General features: G+C 63.8%; 18 protein-coding genes. 7 read left to right on the plus strand and 11 right to left on the minus strand.

The annotated features are described in order from the left end of the window. Positions 1-57 precede the first annotated feature (57 nt). The 3 genes from NMB96_RS01995 to atpC all read left to right on the plus strand — a co-directional run bounded on the left by NMB96_RS01995 (position 58) and on the right by atpC (position 1,590). Positions 58-564, plus strand: a complete 507-nt coding sequence (locus tag NMB96_RS01995) for a GNAT family N-acetyltransferase (RefSeq protein WP_043889450.1) — start codon at positions 58-60, stop codon at positions 562-564. After that, entirely contained in the window at positions 561-1,016 is a 456-nt protein-coding gene (locus NMB96_RS02000; RefSeq protein WP_006451321.1) for a nucleoside deaminase, read from the plus strand. Before NMB96_RS01995 ends, NMB96_RS02000 begins: the two co-directional genes overlap by 4 nt. Before the next feature lie 127 nt (positions 1,017-1,143). Further along, on the plus strand, positions 1,144-1,590 hold the full coding sequence (gene atpC, locus NMB96_RS02005; RefSeq protein ID WP_023905186.1) for an ATP synthase F1 subunit epsilon: 447 nt from the start codon (positions 1,144-1,146) through the stop codon (positions 1,588-1,590). A 142-nt stretch (positions 1,591-1,732) separates the two neighbouring features. Here atpC and hslU read toward each other — a convergent pair whose 3' ends face one another. From hslU to NMB96_RS02045, 8 genes are all read right to left on the minus strand, one after another. Further along, positions 1,733-3,100: an ATP-dependent protease ATPase subunit HslU gene (hslU, locus tag NMB96_RS02010; protein WP_043889451.1), complete on the minus strand. Its 1,368-nt coding sequence runs from the start codon at positions 3,098-3,100 to the stop codon at positions 1,733-1,735. A gap of 100 nt (positions 3,101-3,200) precedes the next feature. Beyond that, positions 3,201-3,752, minus strand: coding sequence for an ATP-dependent protease subunit HslV (gene hslV / locus NMB96_RS02015; protein WP_006451318.1), 552 nt, complete (start codon positions 3,750-3,752; stop codon positions 3,201-3,203). A 381-nt stretch (positions 3,753-4,133) separates the two neighbouring features. Then, positions 4,134-5,051, minus strand: coding sequence for a tyrosine recombinase XerC (gene xerC / locus NMB96_RS02020; RefSeq protein ID WP_023905188.1), 918 nt, complete (start codon positions 5,049-5,051; stop codon positions 4,134-4,136). Between the two features lie 79 nt (positions 5,052-5,130). Further along, positions 5,131-5,802 (minus strand): DUF484 family protein, encoded by a 672-nt coding sequence (locus NMB96_RS02025; RefSeq protein ID WP_006451316.1) that lies wholly within the window; start codon positions 5,800-5,802, stop codon positions 5,131-5,133. Beyond that, on the minus strand, positions 5,802-6,653 hold the full coding sequence (gene dapF / locus NMB96_RS02030; RefSeq protein WP_023905190.1) for a diaminopimelate epimerase: 852 nt from the start codon (positions 6,651-6,653) through the stop codon (positions 5,802-5,804). Before dapF ends, NMB96_RS02025 begins: the two co-directional genes overlap by 1 nt. Further along, complete coding sequence (gene lptM, locus NMB96_RS02035; RefSeq protein WP_104549567.1) at positions 6,643-6,897, minus strand: LPS translocon maturation chaperone LptM; 255 nt, start codon at positions 6,895-6,897, stop codon at positions 6,643-6,645. The genes dapF and lptM overlap by 11 nt, the downstream gene beginning before the upstream one ends. A 39-nt stretch (positions 6,898-6,936) precedes the next feature. Further along, complete coding sequence (locus NMB96_RS02040; protein WP_023905192.1) at positions 6,937-7,335, minus strand: YbaN family protein; 399 nt, start codon at positions 7,333-7,335, stop codon at positions 6,937-6,939. Positions 7,336-7,496: 161 nt separating this feature from the next. After that, positions 7,497-9,611, minus strand: coding sequence for a S9 family peptidase (locus tag NMB96_RS02045; RefSeq protein ID WP_023905193.1), 2,115 nt, complete (start codon positions 9,609-9,611; stop codon positions 7,497-7,499). Between the two features lie 336 nt (positions 9,612-9,947). Here NMB96_RS02045 and NMB96_RS02050 point away from each other — a divergent pair, with 336 nt between their 5' ends. Then, positions 9,948-11,132 (plus strand): pyridoxal phosphate-dependent aminotransferase, encoded by a 1,185-nt coding sequence (locus tag NMB96_RS02050; RefSeq protein WP_023905195.1) that lies wholly within the window; start codon positions 9,948-9,950, stop codon positions 11,130-11,132. 403 nt (positions 11,133-11,535) lie between these two features. Continuing rightward, positions 11,536-11,796 carry a hypothetical protein gene (locus NMB96_RS02055; protein WP_255086100.1) on the plus strand — a complete coding sequence of 87 codons (261 nt, stop codon included), beginning with the start codon at positions 11,536-11,538 and terminating at the stop codon, positions 11,794-11,796. Between the two features lie 79 nt (positions 11,797-11,875). Here NMB96_RS02055 and NMB96_RS02060 read toward each other — a convergent pair whose 3' ends face one another. Then, positions 11,876-13,969: a prolyl oligopeptidase family serine peptidase gene (locus NMB96_RS02060; protein WP_023905196.1), complete on the minus strand. Its 2,094-nt coding sequence runs from the start codon at positions 13,967-13,969 to the stop codon at positions 11,876-11,878. A 71-nt stretch (positions 13,970-14,040) separates the two neighbouring features. Continuing rightward, positions 14,041-14,352: a hypothetical protein gene (locus NMB96_RS02065; RefSeq protein WP_104552240.1), complete on the minus strand. Its 312-nt coding sequence runs from the start codon at positions 14,350-14,352 to the stop codon at positions 14,041-14,043. 245 nt (positions 14,353-14,597) lie between these two features. Between NMB96_RS02065 and NMB96_RS02070 the strand changes: the two genes are divergently transcribed. Next, positions 14,598-15,167: a lipocalin family protein gene (locus NMB96_RS02070; protein ID WP_006451608.1), complete on the plus strand. Its 570-nt coding sequence runs from the start codon at positions 14,598-14,600 to the stop codon at positions 15,165-15,167. Positions 15,168-15,245: 78 nt separating this feature from the next. Here NMB96_RS02070 and NMB96_RS02075 read toward each other — a convergent pair whose 3' ends face one another. Then, positions 15,246-16,211 carry a helix-turn-helix transcriptional regulator gene (locus tag NMB96_RS02075; protein ID WP_006451607.1) on the minus strand — a complete coding sequence of 322 codons (966 nt, stop codon included), beginning with the start codon at positions 16,209-16,211 and terminating at the stop codon, positions 15,246-15,248. Between the two features lie 342 nt (positions 16,212-16,553). On the opposite strand from NMB96_RS02075, the gene NMB96_RS02080 reads away from it, so the two are divergent. After that, on the plus strand, positions 16,554-17,354 hold the full coding sequence (locus NMB96_RS02080) for a DUF481 domain-containing protein (RefSeq protein WP_006451606.1): 801 nt from the start codon (positions 16,554-16,556) through the stop codon (positions 17,352-17,354). The last annotated feature ends 190 nt before the right edge of the window (positions 17,355-17,544 follow it).

The raw sequence follows: 17,544 nt of genomic DNA on the forward strand, positions 1-17,544 counted from the left end.
CTCGCTCGCTACGTTTTGTTAGCCACTCTAAGCCGACGCAGCCGCTATCATGCGGTGATGTCTTCTTCGTCCTCCCATTCGCTCTCGCTGCGCTGGCAATGTCTGCGCTTCGAGCAACTGAGCACCACGCAGCTGTATGCGCTGCTGCGGCTGCGCTCGGATGTGTTTGTGGTGGAGCAGCAGTGCGCGTATCCGGAGCTGGACGGCAAGGACGTGTTGCCGGGCGTGTTGCATCTGCTCGGCAGCACTGACGACGCTGCGTTGGCCGCTTATCTGCGCGTGTTGCCGCCCGGCGTGAGTTATTCCGAACCCAGTATCGGCCGGGTGGTCATTGCCGCCGCGCAGCGTGGTCACGGCTTTGCGCATGCGCTGCTACGCGAAGGCTTGCGCGTGATGCAGCAACACTGGCCGGCCAGCGCCGTGCAACTGGGTGCGCAATCGCACCTGCAAGCGTTCTACGCCGCACACGGTTTTACGCCATCTTCCGCCGTGTATCTGGAAGACGGCATTCCCCACATCGACATGCTGCGTCGCGCCGACGCCGCCACCCAGGAGCCTGCATGATCACCACCCCCGACTACCGCGCCCTGCTCGACACCGCCATCGCCGAAGCCCGCCAAGGCCTGGCCGAAGGCGGCATCCCGATCGGCGCTGCGCTGTATCACAACGACGGGCGTCTGCTCGGTTGCGGTCACAACCGCCGCGTACAGGAAAACGACCCGTCCGTGCACGGCGAGACCGATGCCTTCCGCAAGGCCGGCCGCCAGCGCCGCTACAAGGACACCATCATGGTCACCACGCTGGCGCCCTGCTGGTACTGCAGCGGGCTGGTACGCCAGTTCAATATCGGCACGGTGGTGGTTGGCGAGTCGGTCACGTTCCAGGGCGGTGTGTCCTGGCTGCGCGAGCACGGCGTCAACGTCATCGACCTGCAAAGCCAGGAATGCATCGACCTGCTGGGCGGCTATATTTCCGCCAACCCCGACGTGTGGAACGAAGACATCGGCGAGGACTGATGCCAGCTGAGCAGACTGGACAGCGCTTGCCGGCACGCAATGCCTGGCACGCTCATCCGAGTTGATATCAATCAAGGTCTTTTGACACGCCCGGCGCTAAGCTCGCGTTTTACCCGATGGATCATTGATGGCAGCGGCCAACGAACAGGTGTCCAACACGTCCACTGCGCACTCCCTGCAACTGGACATCGTCAGCCTGAGCGGTGCGTTGTGGAGCGGCGAAGTGCGCGAGGTCAGCCTTCCCGGAAGCGAGGGCCGCTTCGGCGTGATGGCACGGCACACGCCGCTGCTGACCATCCTGGCCGAAGGCATGCTGCATATCCACCCGGTCAGCGGCGAGCCGTTGCAGATCTATGTCTGCGGTGGCTACGTGGAAGTGCAGCCGGACAAGGTGTTCGTGCTCGCCGATCTGGCCGCACGCAGCGAAGATCTGGACCAGGCGCGCGCGGAAGCGGCGCGGGCTGCAGTCACCTCGCCACTGGCCACCAGCCTGACCGACACCGCCTACGCGCAGGTGCACATGGAGTTACTGCATCGCTACAGCGCCAATCTGCGCCATGGTGGTTCTCGCTAACGATGGCACGCAGTCGCCGCGCAGCCTTGTGCATGCGCGCTGTAAACAGGCACGTCACGCGTTGCTGATTTCGATGCGCGATGCACACAACGCAAAGGCCCGCCGAATCGGCGGGCCTTTGCGTTGCAACACACTGCATGCCTTAAAGGATGTAGCGGCTCAGATCCGGATCCTGCACCAGCTCACCCAACTGCGCATCGACATACGCCGCGTCTACGGCGACGCTCTGTCCATCGCGATCCGGGGCTTCGTAGCTGAGCGTATCCAGCAAGCGCTCCAACACCGTGTGCAGACGACGTGCACCGATATTCTCCTGGCGCTCGTTGACCTGCGCGGCGATCTCGGCCAGCCGGTCCACCGCATCGGCACCGAAGGTCAAGTTCACGCCCTCGGTTTGCAACAAGGCTTCGTACTGCTTGATCAACGCGGCCTTGGGCTCGGTAAGGATGCGCACGAAATCGGCCTTGGTCAGTGCGGTCAATTCCACCCGGATCGGAAAACGGCCCTGCAATTCGGGAATCAGATCGCTGGGCTTGGCCAGATGGAACGCGCCGGACGCGATGAAGAGAATATGGTCGGTCTTGACCGTGCCGTACTTGGTCGACACGTTGGAACCTTCCACCAATGGCAGCAGATCGCGCTGCACACCTTCGCGACTGACATCGCCACCGGTCGAACCGGCTTCGCCACGCTTGGCGACCTTGTCGATCTCATCGATGAACACGATGCCGTGCTGCTCGCAGGCTTCGATCGCTGCAGCACGCACGTCGTCTTCGTTGACCAGCTTGCCGGCCTCTTCTTCGATCAGCAGCGGGCGCGCGGCCTTGATGGTGAGTTTGCGCTTCTGCGACTTGCCGCTGCCCAGATTGGAAAACATCTGCCGCAACTGCTGGCCCATTTCTTCCATGCCCGGCGGGGTCATGATGTCCATGCTGGCATTGACCGCGACTTCCAGTTCGATCTCGCGCTCGTCCAGCTCACCATTGCGCAGCATGCGGCGAAACTTGATGCGGGTTTCGTTGTCTTGCGATGACGGCTCGTTACGCGCGGCTTCCGGATCGAAGCCAATCCCCGCTGCGCGGCGCGGCAGCAGCGCATCCAGGATGCGATCTTCGGCGCGCTCTTCGGCCTGGTTGCGCACGCGCACCTTGGCCTGCTCGCGATACAACTTGACCGAGGTGTCGGCCAGATCGCGAATGATCTGCTCCACGTCCTTGCCGACGTACCCCACTTCGGTAAAGCGCGTGGCTTCCACTTTGACGAACGGCGCATTGGCCAATGTGGCCAAACGTCGCGCGATCTCGGTCTTGCCGACGCCGGTGGGGCCGATCATCAGGATGTTCTTGGGCATCACTTCGTTGCGCAGTTCTTCCGGCAACTGCATCCGGCGCCAGCGATTACGCAGCGCAATGGCGACCGCGCGCTTGGCGTCGTGCTGGCCAACGATATGACGGTCGAGCTCCTGCACGATTTCGCGCGGAGTCATGGTTGAGGTATCGGGATTTGGCATTGGGGATTGGGGGTTCGTAAAAGCGGAGTAGGAACGATCGATGCGTGTCCGGGCGCAGGGAAAGGAGTGCTTTTGCAAATCCCCAATCCTAAATCCCGATTCACAGCTCTTCGACCACCACATTGCGATTGGTATAGATACAGATATCGCCAGCGATGTGGATCGCTTCGGTGGCGATGGTCTTGGCATCCAGTTCGGTGTGCGCCAGCAGCGCGCGGGCGGCCGACAAGGCGTACGAGCCGCCCGAGCCGATGGCGATGATGCCGTCTTCCGGCTCGATGACATCGCCGGTGCCGCTGATGATCAGCGAGGTCTCTTTATCGGCGACTGCAAGCAGGGCTTCGAGCTTGCCCAGGCGGCGCTCGGTGCGCCAATCCTTGGCCAATTCCACCGCTGCGCGAGTCAGCTGGCCGTGCTTGTCGAGCTTGGCTTCGAACAACTCGAACAAGGTGAACGCATCGGCGGCAGCGCCGGCAAAACCGGCCAACACCTGACCCTCGCGGCCAAGCCGGCGCACCTTGCGCGCATTGCCCTTCATGACGGTATGGCCAAGCGTGACCTGGCCATCGCCGGCAACGGCGACATGCCCACCACGCCGAACCGAAATGATGGTGGTGGCGTGAACGATGTTGGGATTCTGGCTGGGGTCCATGGGTCCTCCGGGGGTTTCCAATGAGGTGGGGACGCCCCTGCCGGGTTCAAGCGCGCTGCGCGCATGTGCTGCGGGCGGCTGATGCAGCGCGCTCAGAGGGCAGGAGTGCGAGCGCACTGCGCGGACATGTCAGTGTGCGCGCGCTTCGCCCGCACTCACTCATCTCGGCGTTGGCGCAGGAAATCCTCGATGACGTTGAGCGGCGCTGGCGCTCGTACCCTCACCCCAACCCCTCTCCCGCCGGGAGAGGGGCTTAACAGCGTCATGCGTGCGGTGGTCGCTCAGCGACGTGCATCAACTGCACGCGGCTGCACACAACTCAATCGGCGACCTCCTGCGCTGCACACCACTCAATCCGCGGCTTCCGGCACTACGCACTACTCACTCATCAGCTTTCTTGCGCTTGGCACGCGGATGCGCGGCGTCGTACACCTTGGCCAGATGCTGGAAATCCAGATGCGTGTAGATCTGCGTAGTGGCGATATCCGAGTGGCCGAGCAACTCCTGCACGCCGCGCAGATCGCCGGACGATTCAAGAATGTGGCTGGCAAAACTGTGCCGCAGCATATGCGGATGCACGTCCTTGAACATGCCCTGGCGCACCGCCAGTTGCTTGATGCGGATCTGTACCGCACGCTGCGAAATCGCACCGCCCGCACGGCCGGGGAACACATGCGTTTCGGCACGCCCGCCGCTATCGCGCAGCCACGCGCGCAGTGCGGTGATCGCATGCGAACCTACCGGCACCAGGCGCTGCTTTTCGCCCTTGCCCAGCACCATCACCAGGCCGCTCTCCAGATCCAGATCGCGCCAGCGCAGTGCGCACAGCTCGCTCAAGCGCAGTCCTGCCGAATAGAACAGTTCCAGCAAGGCTCGGTCACGCAAACCCAGCGGCGCATCGGTCGGCACTTCGACCAGGCGCACCGCTTCATCGGCATCCAATACCTGCGGCAATTTGCGCGGCGCCTTGGGCGCACGCATCGCTGCTGCCGGGCTGGCCGCAATGCGGCCATGCTTGAGCAGCCAGGCGTAATAGCTGCGGCATGCCGAGAGCCGGCGCTGCAGGCTCTTGGGCGACAGACCGCGTCGATGCTCGGCAGCGACGAACTGACGCAACTGCGCACTGGTGAGTTGCGCGCTGTCCAGCAGCGCAACATCCAACGGCGCGCCATCTTCACTCTTTTGCTCGGCCGCCCAGCTCACCAACGCGGCCAGATCGCGCCGATAGGCATCCAGCGTGTGCGCAGACACCTGCCGTTCGACCTGAAGATATGCAAGAAAGTCTTCGACCGAAGACATCTTTAAATTCCTCGCTGCCGCGCCATCGGAGCAACCATCCACTGCAGGTCGCTCGCATCGGCGCGCCCTGCGGTGCGCATCATGCGTCGAAGCGTTGCAGTGCGACGCTCAACGATTCGCCCATCATGCGCAGAAACAGCGTCCCCATGCCAGGATAGAAACGATTGGCATCGCTGCTGCCGACCGCGATCAGGCCGATGCCGGGCAACGGCAGCAGCGCGGTCGATTGCACCTCGGCGGCTTGCTCGGCATACAGCAGTGCATGTTTTTCGGTCTGCAGGCGGCCGCAGATCGGCTCGCCGTCGCTCAGACAATCGCGGAACGGCGCCAAGCGCGCGTCATCGGCGGCGATGACCTGCAGCCAGTCCGCGTCCAGTCCGGCGACCGGCGTCAGCAACACCAGCCGCACCAGTTCGCCATTGAAATCTTCTGCCAGCGAGGCCGCCATCGCCTTGAGCGTGTCGGCCGCGCTGGTCTGACGCATCAGCGCCAGCGTCAGTTGATGCGTGCGCACCGCCAGGCGTTCGTTGTCCTGGGCGTTGTGGCCAAGTTCGTGCAATCGCCGCGACAGCTCACGATTCTTGTCGCGCAACACTTCCAGCTGATAGGTGGCCAGCGAGGCGGTCGGGCCGTCGTCGCGTGGCACCAGCAAACTCACCGCAAGATCCGGGAACTGTTTGAGGAAGGTCGGGTGGCGTCGCAACCACGTGGCCACCTCGTGCGCGCTGAATTTATCCACGCTCTCGCTCATCAGTTCCACTCTCCATCGAAAACGAACACGGCCGGGCCGGACATCACCACTTCCTGCTGATCGCCGGCCCAGCGGATGCGCAGCTCGCCACCGGGCAAGGACACGCGCACATCGCGTTCCACACGGCCGCGCTGCATCAGCACCACGGCGGCTGCGCACGCGCCACTGCCGCAGGCCAGGGTTTCGCCGACGCCGCGCTCGAACACGCGCAGACGCACATGCGTGGGCTCGACAACCTGCACAAAGCCGACGTTGACCGAATCGGGAAACGCGGCATTCTGCTGCAACAATCCACCCACGCGCTCCACCGGCGCAGCATCCACGCGACCCACCTCGATCACGGCGTGGGGGTTGCCCATCGACACCGCGCCAAAGCGCACGGTCTCGCCGTGCACCGGCAGCGCGTATTCCTCGCGCGCATGTGCAAAGCCGGCCAACGGGATCTGCGTGGGCTCGAAGTGCGGCACGCCCATCGCCACCGCATAGGTGCCGGCGTCCAGACGCTGCACGCGGTGCGCGGTGAACGGGCTGTCGATGACGAAATCATCGCCCTGCGCCGTGCCATCGCGCACCAACCAGGCGGCGACACAGCGCGCACCGTTGCCGCATTGGCGCGCGGCCGAGCCGTCGGAATTCCAGATGCCGTAAGCGGCCACCGCCTCACTGCTGCGTGGCGCTTCGATGGTCAGGATCTGGTCGCAGCCCACGCCGAAGTGACGGTCGGCCAGACGTGCGGCCAGCGCGGCATCCGGCGGTGGCGTGCCGTCGCGCAGGTCCAGCACCACGAAATCGTTACCGGCGCCATGCATTTTGGTGAAACGCAGGCGCCCGCTGCGACCGTCAGCGCTCATTGCCGCGGCTAGCGGGCTGGTCGGTGGTGGGCGCGGGCTGGGTGTCGGTGTTCACCGGCGCAGGCGCCGGCGTCGACTCGTCCAGCGGTTGCGGCGCATCCGGCGGCTGCGGCACGGGCTGGGCTTCCACCGGCACCGGCTTCTGCGGCATCACCAGCGGGCCCTTGTTACCGCAAGCGGCAAGCAGGACAAAGGTCGCACCAACCAGTGCGAGGCGAACGGATGGTCGGGACAGAATACTCATGCACCGAAGTATAGCCAGAACACCCTGACTGCCGTGCGCTCAGGGCGCGGTGGGCAAGGTGCGCGGTGGCGGCTCGGGGCGCAGCCACAGCCAGATCGCCACCACCGCCATGCTGCCGATCGACAGGCATTTGACCCAGAACACCGGCACGCACCACAGCATGATGCCGGCGCAGACGGTCATGGTGAGCGTGGCCATCCATTTGGCCTTGCGGCTGACCGCGCGATAGGTCTGCCATTCGACAATGGCCGGGCCGAAGCGCGGATGCGAGAGCAGCCAGTTGTGCAGACGCTCGGAGCCATGCGAGGCGGCCCAGGCGGAAATAAGAATGAAGACGGTGGTCGGCAACCCGGGCACGAAGATACCGACGATGCCGGTGGCCAGGCTGGCGTAGGCCAGCAACCACCAGGCCCAGCGGAATCGAGTCGGTCGCGTCATGGGTAAATGATACGACCAGTGGGGGGTGAGGTGGTCAGCGCCCCCCTTCTCCCACCGGGAGAAGGTGCCCGAAGGGCGGATGAGGGTACGTCTGCACGCAGGAACTGGAGCCCTGCTCTTACCAATCCCAAATCCCGATTCCCAAATCCCCGCCCCTCAACCTACTTGACCCCAAGCTGATCCAGCACAAACGCATACGATTCGGCCGCCTCGCGGTAGCGACGGAAGCGGCCGGATTTGCCGCCGTGGCCGGCTTCCATGTTGGTGCGGAACACGATCGGCTGGGTGCCGGTGTTGTCGTCGCGCAGTTTGGCGACCCACTTCGCCGGCTCCCAATACTGCACCTGCGAATCCCACAGACCGGTGCCGACGAACAACGCCGGGTAGGCCTGTTTGCGCACGTTGTCGTACGGCGAGTACGACAGCATGTAGTCGTAATAGGCCTTGTTTTCCGGGTTGCCCCACTCGTCGTATTCGTTGGTGGTGAGCGGGATGCTGGCGTCGAGCATGGTGGTGACCACATCGACAAACGGCACCTGCGCGACCATCACGCGGTAGTCCTGCGGGGCCATGTTGGCCACCGCGCCCATCAGCAGGCCACCGGCGCTGCCACCGGATGCGGCGACGCGATCCTTGGCTGCATAGCCCTGCGCAACCAACCCGCGCGTGACATCGACGAAGTCGGTGAAGGTGTTCTTCTTGTGCAACAACTTGCCGTCGTCGTACCACTGCCGGCCCATTTCCTGCCCGCCGCGGATATGCGCGATGGCATACACCACGCCACGGTCCACCAGGCTGATCGCCGGCAGATTGAACGCCGGGTCCATCGACATGCCGTAGCTGCCATAGGCGTACTGGAACAGCGCGGCAGTGCCGTCCTTCTTGAAGCCCTGTTTGTAGACCAGTGACACCGGCACCTTGACGCCGTCGCGCGCAGTCACCCACACGCGCTCGGTGACGTACTTGCTGGAGTCGTAGCCAATCACCGGCTGCTGCTTGAGCAACTTGCGCTCGCCGGTCTGCGTATTGAGCTCGTACGTCGTTGCCGGTGTGGTCAGCGAGGTATAGCTGTAACGCAACCAGGCCGTGTCAGGCTCGGCGTTGATCGCCAGGCCCATCGAATACGCCGGCTCGTCCGCCTTGACGTACTCATGACTGCCATCGCGCTTGAGCAGGCGTACGCGTTCCAGCCCACCGGAGCGCTCTTCGATCGCCGTAAAGCCATCGAACAGCTCAAAATTTTCGATGTAGACGTTGTCGTCGTGCGCCACCCAATCGGTCCACTGCTTGCGCGTGGTCGCATCGGTGGGCGCAGTCACCAGCTTGAAGTTCTTGGCGCCATCGGCATTGGTGCGGATCACCCAGCGGCCATCGAAATGCTCGGGGTGATACTCGACATCGCGCTCGCGCTTGGCCAGCACGGTGAAGCGCTCGGGCTTGTCGGCCGGCGCGTAGCGCGATTCGGACGACACCGTGCTTTCCACGCCGATGACGATGTACTTGTCGTCGCGGGTACGGCTGATGCCCATGTAGAAGCTGTCGTCCTTCTCTTCATAGACCAGCACGTCGCTCTTGGAGGGCGTGCCCAGCACGTGCTTCTTCACCCGCACGGTGAGCAGTGTTTCCGGATCGTTTTCGATATAGAACAGGGTCTTGTTATCGTCGGCCCAGACCACGTTCGCAGCGACACCTTCCACGGTGTCCGGGTAGATCTCGCCGGTGTCCAGATTCTTGAAACGGATCGTGTACTGGCGACGGCCCACGGCATCGTCGGCCCAGGCCAGGATGCGATTGTCCTGGCTGACTTCCGCATCGCCGACACTGAAATAGCCCTTGCCTGCGGCCATCTGATTGACGTCCAGCAGGATCTCTTCCGGTGCCTCCATGCTGCCTTTACGGCGCGCCTGGATCGGGTAATCCTTGCCGGCTTCGAAACGGGTGTAATACCAGTAGCCACGTGCGCGATACGGCACGCTGGCGTCGTCCTGCTTGATGCGCCCGACGATCTCGGTATACAGCGTGTCTTCCAACGGCTTCAGCGGCGCCATCACCTTGTCGGTGTAGGCGTTCTCGGCGTTGAGGTAGGCCAGCATCGCCTTGTCTTCGCGCTTGTCGTCGCGCAACCAGTAGTAATCGTCGTTGCGGGTTGCACCGAACGGGGCCTTGACCACATGTGGGTGCTTGGCCACGTCCGGCGGCGACGGGAGAGCTGCAAAGGCGGAGGGAACAGATGTGGTCATCAGGCTGGCGATCAGAAGAGTCAGGACAGGCTTCATCAGATTGGGGTCCGTTGGATGAACGCAATGCCATCCCAGCGCCCGAGTGTAGAAGAGACCGGCGCGCAGCGTCATGTGCCAGGAGTCTGGTGCCGCGCGCGATAGCGAAGTTGCGACGTCCGGGATCAGGATGATCGTGTGTGGCCTGCGGCAGGCCGGGCAGCGACCGCTAGAATCCGATGGCCGTGCGTGTCTGCGCGTAAGGACTACGTTCGCATTCGGCGGGAACGCACCTGGTCCCGATGGTTATCCATGGTGACGCACACGCCCGGGCGCGCGGTGATCTTTGCCGCGCGGTAACAAAACCTGTGCAATGACTGGTCTACCATCCTGCCGATGGATACCACGCCTCCGCACTCCTCCGGTTATAGCCGTCGCAGTCAGGACATCGCGCCGTTCCATGTGATGTCGCTGCTGGCGCGCGCCAACGCGCTCGAACAGGCCGGCCACGATGTGATCCACCTGGAAATCGGCGAACCGGATTTCACCACCGCCGCACCGATCGTTGCCGCCGGACAGGCCGCATTGGCCGCCGGGCACACCCGCTACACCGCCGCACGCGGCCTTCCTGCACTGCGCGCAGCCATCGCTGGGTTTTATGCGCAGCGCTATGGCTGCGACATCGATCCGGAACGCATCCTGGTCACGCCCGGCGGTTCCGGCGCCTTGCTGCTTGCCAGCAGTCTGTTGGTCGACCCGAACAAACACTGGCTGCTCGCCGACCCCGGCTATCCGTGCAACCGTCACTTTCTGCGCCTGGTCGAAGGCGCCGCACAACTGGTGCCGGTCGGCGCGGACACCGATTACCAACTGACGCCCGGCCTGGTGGACGCCTGCTGGAATGCCGATAGCGTCGGCGCACTGGTCGCCTCGCCGGCAAACCCCACCGGCAGTGTGCTGTCGCGCGAACAACTGGCGGCGTTGTCGCAGGCCTTGCATGCGCGCGGCGGCCACTTGGTGGTGGACGAGATCTATCACGGCCTGACCTATGGCATGGATGCGCACAGCGTGCTGGAAGTAGACGACGGCGCCTACGTGTTGAACAGTTTCTCCAAGTATTTCGGCATGACCGGCTGGCGCCTGGGCTGGCTGATCGCCCCACCCAGGGCAGTGCCCGAGCTGGAGAAACTCGCGCAGAATCTCTACATCAGCGCCTCCACCATCGCCCAGCACGCCGCACTGGCCTGTTTTACGCCAGAAAGCATCGCCATCTTCGAAGCCCGCCGGGCCGAGTTTCAGCAACGTCGCGATTATTTACTGCCTGCCTTGCGCACATTGGGTTTCAAGATCGACGTCGAGCCACAAGGCGCGTTTTATCTGTACGCCGATATCAGCGCATTCTCCGGCGATGCCCAGGCCTTCTGCGCCCACTTCCTGGAAACTGAGCATGTCGCCTTCACCCCCGGCATCGACTTCGGCTTTCATCGCGCCAATCAACACGTCCGTATTGCGTATACCCAGAGCCTGCCGCGCCTTGAGCAGGCGGTAGAGCGGATTGCGCGTGGGTTGCGGCATCTTTGATTTAGCGATACGCGATTAGCACGGCTCATCGCCTCAGCTGCGTCTAGAGCGCCAGCAGCCCACTCATTGCAGTCGATATAGACAGCCAAAGCTGCTGTTTTTCTGCCTCTGAGCTTTTTTGTTCTTTTGCTTTTGCGCTTTTGCTTTTGCGCTTCTGTTTTTGCGCTTTTGCTTTCTGGCTGCTGGCTTGTGCCTCCCCTCGCCCTAGAGCGAGCCGAGCACCGCAGCCACGCGTGGCCGAAGAGGCGCCCTGTCTGAGCGTAGCGAGTTTGGGCGCCGTGCCGCGTGTGGCGAGGAGCGCAGGGCACCGGTGCGGATCCATCGCACCGGATCGCGTCGGGCGACATGGTTTTGGTTACTTTTGCCGAAACAAAAGTAACCCGCGCCGCAAGGCGCGGAAGCCTTGGCTTTGGCTTTGGCTTTGGCTTTGGCTTTGGCTTTGGCTTTGGCTTTGGCTTTGGCTTTGGCTTTGGCTTTGGCTTTGGCTTTGGCTTTGGCTTTGGCTTTGGCTTTGGCTTTGGCTTTGCCTCAAGCCTCTGCTCGAGACTCTACTTCCGCAGTTGCTTCATTGAACAAGCATCAACTATCGCGTGCAAACCGTACCCTCATCCGCCCTTCGGGCACCTTCTCCCGCAGGGAGAAGGAAGCACAAAAAAAGCCCTGAGCCAATCGACCCAGGGCTTTCTTCAGAGCAAGACACAACGAAAGCAACTCGACTTACAGAACCACTTCCGGCCGGCGCCTCAATCGGCCAACCGCTCCCACAGGAAGCTATACGCCAGCGCCGCCATATGCGCCGCCTGCGCATTGTTGGCCGCACCGCCGTGGCCGCCCTCGATGTTCTCGTAGTAGGTCACGTCCTTGCCGGCCTCGATCATCTTGGCTGCCATCTTGCGTGCGTGGCCTGGATGCACCCGGTCATCGCGCGTGGAAGTCAGGAAGATCACCGGCGGATAGGTCTTTTTCGGGTCGAACAGGTGATACGGCGAGAAGGTCTGGATGAACTTCCAGTCGTCGGTATCCGGGTTGCCGTATTCGGCCATCCACGACGCGCCTGCCAGCAGATGGCTATAGCGCTTCATGTCCAGCAATGGCACCTGCACCACCACCGCACCGAACAGTTCCGGATACTGGGTGAGCATGTTGCCGGTCATCAGGCCGCCGTTGCTGCCGCCCTGCACGCCCAGATGCTTGGTCGAGGTGATCTTGCGCGTGACCAGGTCCTTGGCCACCGCAGCCATGTCTTCGTAGGCCTTGTGGCGGTTCTGCTTAAGCGCGGCCTGGTGCCAGCGCGGACCGTATTCGCCACCGCCGCGGATGTTGGCCACCACGTAGACGCCGCCCTTTTCTAGCCAGGCGCGGCCCATTGAGCCGGAATAATTCGGCGTCATCGAGATTTCGAAACCGCCGTAGCCGTACAGCAGCGTCGGTGCACTGCCGTCGAGCTTCAGGTCCTTGGGACGCACCAGGAAATACGGCACGCGGGTGCCGTCCTTGCTGGTGGCAAAGTGCTGTTCGATGCTGTCCTTGCCGGCATCGAAGAACGCCGGCATGGTCTTGAGCGGTTGCGGCGCGCTGCCCACCTCCACCCACGACAACGTGGTCGGGGTCAGATAATCGGTGACGGTCAACCACAGCGCGTCGCTGTCGTCGCTGTCCACCGCGCTGACATCCACGGTACCGAACGCCGGCGCACCGACGAAGGCGCTCTTCTTCCAGCCATCCTGCGAGGGAGTGACCACGCTCAGGCGGTTCTTGACGTCTTCCAGCACGTTCAACACCAGGTGCGACTTGGTCCAGGCGATGCCCGCCAGCGAGGTGGTGTCGGTGGGCTCGAACAGCACATCGAAGTTGCGCTTGCCCGCCATGAAGTCGTCAAACCGCGTGACCAGCAACGAGCCGGCCTTGTAGGTCTTGCCGCCCACCGTCCACGGGTCGCGCAGTTCCAGCGTCAGCCATTCGCGCTTGACCGCCTTGCTGGCCGAGTTGGGCGCATCCACCTTGACCAGCTTGCCGTCGGCACCCTTGAAATACAGCTCTTCGTTGTAGAAGGCCAGCGTGCGGCTGACGAAATCGCGCTCGAATCCGGGCGTGTCGTCGTGCATCGCGGCGATATACATATCGGTCGGCTTGCCTTCGTACACCACCGTGGCTGCGCTCAGCGGAGTGCCGCGCTTCCACTGCTTGGCGATGCGCGGGTAGCCGGAGCTGGTCAGCGCGCCGGGGCCGAAATCGGTGTAGACGTAGACGGTGTCTTTATCGACCCAGCCCAGCCCACCCTTGGCTTCCGGGCGGAAGAAGCCGTCCTTGACCCACTGCTTGCCGGCCAGATCGAACTCGCGCGTGACATCGGCATCGGCACCGCCGCGCGACAACGCGATCAGGCAGCGCTGGTAGTCCGGGCGCAGGCAGTCGGCACCGTGCCAGACCCAGTTCTCGCCTTCGGCCTTGTTGAGCGCATCCAGATCCAGCACGGTTTCCCACTTGGGCGCCGGCTTGCGGTATTCGTCCAGCGTGGTGCGCCGCCACAGCCCGCGCTCGTGCTGCTTGTCCTTCCAGAAGTTGTAGTAGTACGGGCCGATCTTCTGGACGCCGGGAATCTTGGCGTCCGAATCCAGCACTTCGCGGATGCTGGTTTCCATCTGCGTGAACGCGGGCGTGGCGGCCAGCCGCGCTTCGGTCTTGGCGTTTTGCGCCTTCACCCACTCCAGCGGTTTGGCGCCGGTCACATCTTCCAGCCAGGCGTAGGGATCGTTGGACACGGCGGTTTCCTCTGCAGAGACGGCGCCAGCGGTGATCAGGCCGGCAACCAGGCAGATCGAGGCGAATTTGGACATGAATTTTCCGGGAGAACGAGCGGACGGCCGGACCGTAGCACAGCCCTCCGCCCGCTCGACCCTGCCGAAGGTCAGGCCGCGCGCACCTGTGGCGCGGTTCGCGAAGCGTTGCGTCGGCGCTGCGCCTGTGGCCCGCGCCGACGTGGCGCCGCGCGTCGCGTGCCGGGCCGCCGCAGGGTCGGCAACGCGAACCGGTGCAGGCTCCACCAGGCCAGCATCGGCATGCCGACCAGCCACAGCGGCAGCCAGCCGATCCACTCGCTATGGCCGCGCGCGGCCGGCCACACCAGCACCAGGGCCAGCCCGGCCAGGGCAATCTGCCGGACCGGGCGCAGCACGCGCGGGTCGGGACGTTCGGAACGAGCGGTAGGACGATGCGACATGGCGGCACTCCGTGGCAGGTAAGGATCACAACAGGCCGGCAGGATTGCCTGCGTCCATCTCACCGACTGCGACCTGGCCGCGGCGCGGCGGAGACGGATGCGATCGCCGCCACCAATCCAGGCGCCTGCGCCTACCGCTCAGGCGGGCAAAACGCAGCCACCGGCGCCAGACACGACCGTTGACGCGAACTTGCCCCCTGCATGAGGTAGTGTGCTGACCCAACCGCCCCTTTCGTGATGTTGCGATGCGCCTGACCGTTTCGATCGCCCTCGCTTTCCTGCTCGTCCTCGGCCTGCCCGTGGCGCATGCCAAGGACACACCAACCGACGAACCAGCGGTCGATCTGTCCAAGATCATGGGCACCTGGTATGTGATTGCGCGCATGCCCAACCCAGTGGAACGCGGTCATGTCACCAGCCGCGACGAGTACACCCTGGTCGAAGACGGCAAGGTGGCGGTGCGCTATCTGTATCGCGACGGTTTCGGCGAGCCGGAAAAAGAAGTCAGTGCACGCGCCTCGGTAGACGCGGAGAGCGGCAACCGCGACTGGCGGGTGTGGTTCTACAAGGTCATCCCGGCCAAGCAGCGCATCCTGGAAATCGCACCTGACGGTTCCTGGATGCTGATCTCCTACCCCGGCCGCGACCTGGCCTGGATCTTCGCGCGCAAGCCGGACATGAGCCGCGACCAGTACCGCAAGCTGGTCGACAAGATGCGCGACGATTATTCGATCTACACCGACAAGCTCAAACGCGTACCGCAGTTGCGCGAGCAGGTGGACCGTCTGGGCTTTGAAGTGCCGAACAAGCGCTGAGTTCACGCGTAGGGCGGCGGTTTCTGCACGCCGTCCGCAGCCGCTTGACGCGTGCGCGTTACGTCCTGCGCGCCACGCTCAGTCGTAATTGCTCAATGCCAGCGACAGCAGCGCCTTGGCCTGCTCGCGCAACGACACCGGCTCGACGATTTCCGCATCCGAGCCGTAATGCAGCACGTCCATCAGCAGTTCGCGTGAGTTGCTGTACGGCACTTTGAGCTCGTAACGGCCGTCGGGCAGAAAGCGCCCCTGCTGCTTGGAATGCCAGTGCTCGTCGGCGACCCAGCGCGCGGCCTTGGCACTGAAGGCGATCGTCGCCCAGCCTTTTGGCGCACCCGAAAAAATGCCGTAGCTGGCCGCCAACTGCTCGTCCAGCTCGCTGTCGGGCACATCGCGCGGCACGGTTTCGAGCAGACGCGCGTGATTGATGCGGTCCACCGCAAAACTGCGTACGCCGTCGCGGCCGTGATCCCAGGCGTCCAGATACCAGTTGTCGCGGTAATGGGTGATGCGCTGCGGGGAGACGATGCGCTTGGTCGATTCGTCGGTGGAGCGTGCGCGGTAGTCGAAGCTCAGCTGCTTGCGCTCCAGCACGCCCGAGGCCACGGTGCGGAAGCTCGCCTCGTCCAGCTTGCGCCCGCGGTGCGGAATCACCCGCACCCGATCCACCGGCCATTGCGAGACACCGGCCTGGGCAGCCAGCAGCCCTTCGATGCGTTGCTGCAGCGGCGCCAGCATCGAGGACAACACCCCACCACCGGTGCGCGCGAGCAACTGCTGGGACGCCAGCAACGCGTGCAGCTCTTCCGAGCTCAACCACAGCCCGGGCAACTCGAAGCGGTCGCTTTCGCCGGACAGATAGCGGAAGCCGGATTCGCCATCGCCCTCCACCGGCGCCATCAGCGCATCGCGCAGAAAGGCCAGATCGCGATACACGGTTGCGCGGGAACAGCTCAGCTCATCCTGCAGCCGCGCCACCGTCACCGGGTAGCGCGCCGACTTGAGCAAGCGATGCAGGGAGTTGATGCGTTCGTAGCGGTCCATGCGTGGATTATGTCCGAGTCTTTGCGCGGCAGGGTGAGCGCGGATGGGCAGAAGCGACAATAGCGGGCCGGCCGCATGCGCAGACCCGCGCAGGGCCGGGCTTGCTGCGGTGTTGCATGGCTCCTGCAAGTAACACTCGCGATAGTGGCACGCTCGATCGTCGTGCGCCTGATCGGGGTGCGCCAGCTCGGCCCGATCAGGCCAATCGGGTGCCATCGGCGACGACCGACCGAACCGCCAATGAAGCGCGGCGTTCACCTAGCCATGACGCAGCCGCCCAGTCCGTTATCATGAAATCGCTTCCACCCTCTTTACGCCCCTGCCTTCCAAAGCGAGCCGCCCATGCCCCGCCGTGCCCCGTTGTCTGCCCTGCTGCCGCTGTTGTTGATCACGCCTACCGTCTGGGCCCAGGCAGTTGCACCGGCGCCGGTGGACCCCGCTGCCGCTGTGATGCCGTCGCCGTGGAGCGGGAGTAGTGGCGAGCTCGGCTACGCCGCCGCCCATGGCAACAGCACCACCGACAGCCTCAATGGCCGGGTCCGCTTGCGCTATACCGACGGCGACTGGATCCACAGCCTGGATGCCACCGCGTTGCGTTCCAGCTCGGAATACACCAATACCAACGACGACGGCAGCACCGAACGCGAGCGCCAGACCACTGCCGAGCGCTACACCGGCAGCGTGGGCAGTGCGTTGCAGCTGGGCGAACACCGCCAGCTCACCGCCACCGGCCGTTACGAACACGACGACTTCGCCACCTACGATCGCCTGGCCACCTTCGGTATCGGCTACGGCACGCGGCTGATCAACGCCGACCGTTTCTATCTGGATGCACAGGTGGGCCCGGGTATCCGCCGCGCGCACAACAGCGACGAAGATCGCAACGAGACCGGACTGATCGGGCGCGGCCTGTTCGATCTCAAATACACCGTCACCGACAACACCGATCTGATCAACACGCTGCTGGTGGAATCGGGCGAGTACAACACCTATGCGCAGAACGATTTCGGCGTGCAGGTCAGCATGAATTCGCACTTCGCGCTCAAGGCCGCGTGGCAGATGCGCCACAACAGCGAGGTCAGCGAAGGCGACAAGAAGACCGACACGCTGACCACGGTCAACCTGGTCTACACGTTCAAGTAAGCGACCGCGAAGGTAGGAGCGGCCTTGGCCGCGAAGGTAGGAGCGGCCTTGGCCGCGAGGGTTTTACCGGTAAAGCCTCTCGCGGCCAAGGCCGCTCCTACGAAACGCGATTACCGCGCGTGTGCAGTATCGAGGAGGTGGGGTTGGGCGTTTGCGTATCGGCGCTGGCGCCCATGCCGGTTGCGTTACA

This window comes from Xanthomonas hortorum, from assembly GCF_024339125.1.
Lineage (GTDB): Bacteria > Pseudomonadota > Gammaproteobacteria > Xanthomonadales > Xanthomonadaceae > Xanthomonas > Xanthomonas hortorum.

What these genes read in the sequence shown, in the direction of transcription:
- NMB96_RS02025 (WP_006451316.1), bottom strand. Translation starts at nt 5,802, where the DNA reads ATGAGCGAGAGCGTGGATAAATTCAGCGCGCACGAGGTGGCCACGTGG.
- lptM (WP_104549567.1), bottom strand. Translation starts at nt 6,897, where the DNA reads ATGAGTATTCTGTCCCGACCATCCGTTCGCCTCGCACTGGTTGGTGCG.
- hslV (WP_006451318.1), bottom strand. Translation starts at nt 3,752, where the DNA reads ATGGACCCCAGCCAGAATCCCAACATCGTTCACGCCACCACCATCATT.
- NMB96_RS02080 (WP_006451606.1), top strand. Translation starts at nt 16,554, where the DNA reads ATGCCCCGCCGTGCCCCGTTGTCTGCCCTGCTGCCGCTGTTGTTGATC.
- NMB96_RS02060 (WP_023905196.1), bottom strand. Translation starts at nt 13,969, where the DNA reads ATGTCCAAATTCGCCTCGATCTGCCTGGTTGCCGGCCTGATCACCGCT.
- NMB96_RS02070 (WP_006451608.1), top strand. Translation starts at nt 14,598, where the DNA reads ATGCGCCTGACCGTTTCGATCGCCCTCGCTTTCCTGCTCGTCCTCGGC.
- NMB96_RS02065 (WP_104552240.1), bottom strand. Translation starts at nt 14,352, where the DNA reads ATGTCGCATCGTCCTACCGCTCGTTCCGAACGTCCCGACCCGCGCGTG.
- dapF (WP_023905190.1), bottom strand. Translation starts at nt 6,653, where the DNA reads ATGAGCGCTGACGGTCGCAGCGGGCGCCTGCGTTTCACCAAAATGCAT.
- xerC (WP_023905188.1), bottom strand. Translation starts at nt 5,051, where the DNA reads ATGTCTTCGGTCGAAGACTTTCTTGCATATCTTCAGGTCGAACGGCAG.
- NMB96_RS01995 (WP_043889450.1), top strand. Translation starts at nt 58, where the DNA reads ATGTCTTCTTCGTCCTCCCATTCGCTCTCGCTGCGCTGGCAATGTCTG.
- NMB96_RS02040 (WP_023905192.1), bottom strand. Translation starts at nt 7,335, where the DNA reads ATGACGCGACCGACTCGATTCCGCTGGGCCTGGTGGTTGCTGGCCTAC.
- NMB96_RS02045 (WP_023905193.1), bottom strand. Translation starts at nt 9,611, where the DNA reads ATGAAGCCTGTCCTGACTCTTCTGATCGCCAGCCTGATGACCACATCT.
- atpC (WP_023905186.1), top strand. Translation starts at nt 1,144, where the DNA reads ATGGCAGCGGCCAACGAACAGGTGTCCAACACGTCCACTGCGCACTCC.
- NMB96_RS02050 (WP_023905195.1), top strand. Translation starts at nt 9,948, where the DNA reads ATGGATACCACGCCTCCGCACTCCTCCGGTTATAGCCGTCGCAGTCAG.
- hslU (WP_043889451.1), bottom strand. Translation starts at nt 3,100, where the DNA reads ATGCCAAATCCCGATACCTCAACCATGACTCCGCGCGAAATCGTGCAG.
- NMB96_RS02075 (WP_006451607.1), bottom strand. Translation starts at nt 16,211, where the DNA reads ATGGACCGCTACGAACGCATCAACTCCCTGCATCGCTTGCTCAAGTCG.
- NMB96_RS02000 (WP_006451321.1), top strand. Translation starts at nt 561, where the DNA reads ATGATCACCACCCCCGACTACCGCGCCCTGCTCGACACCGCCATCGCC.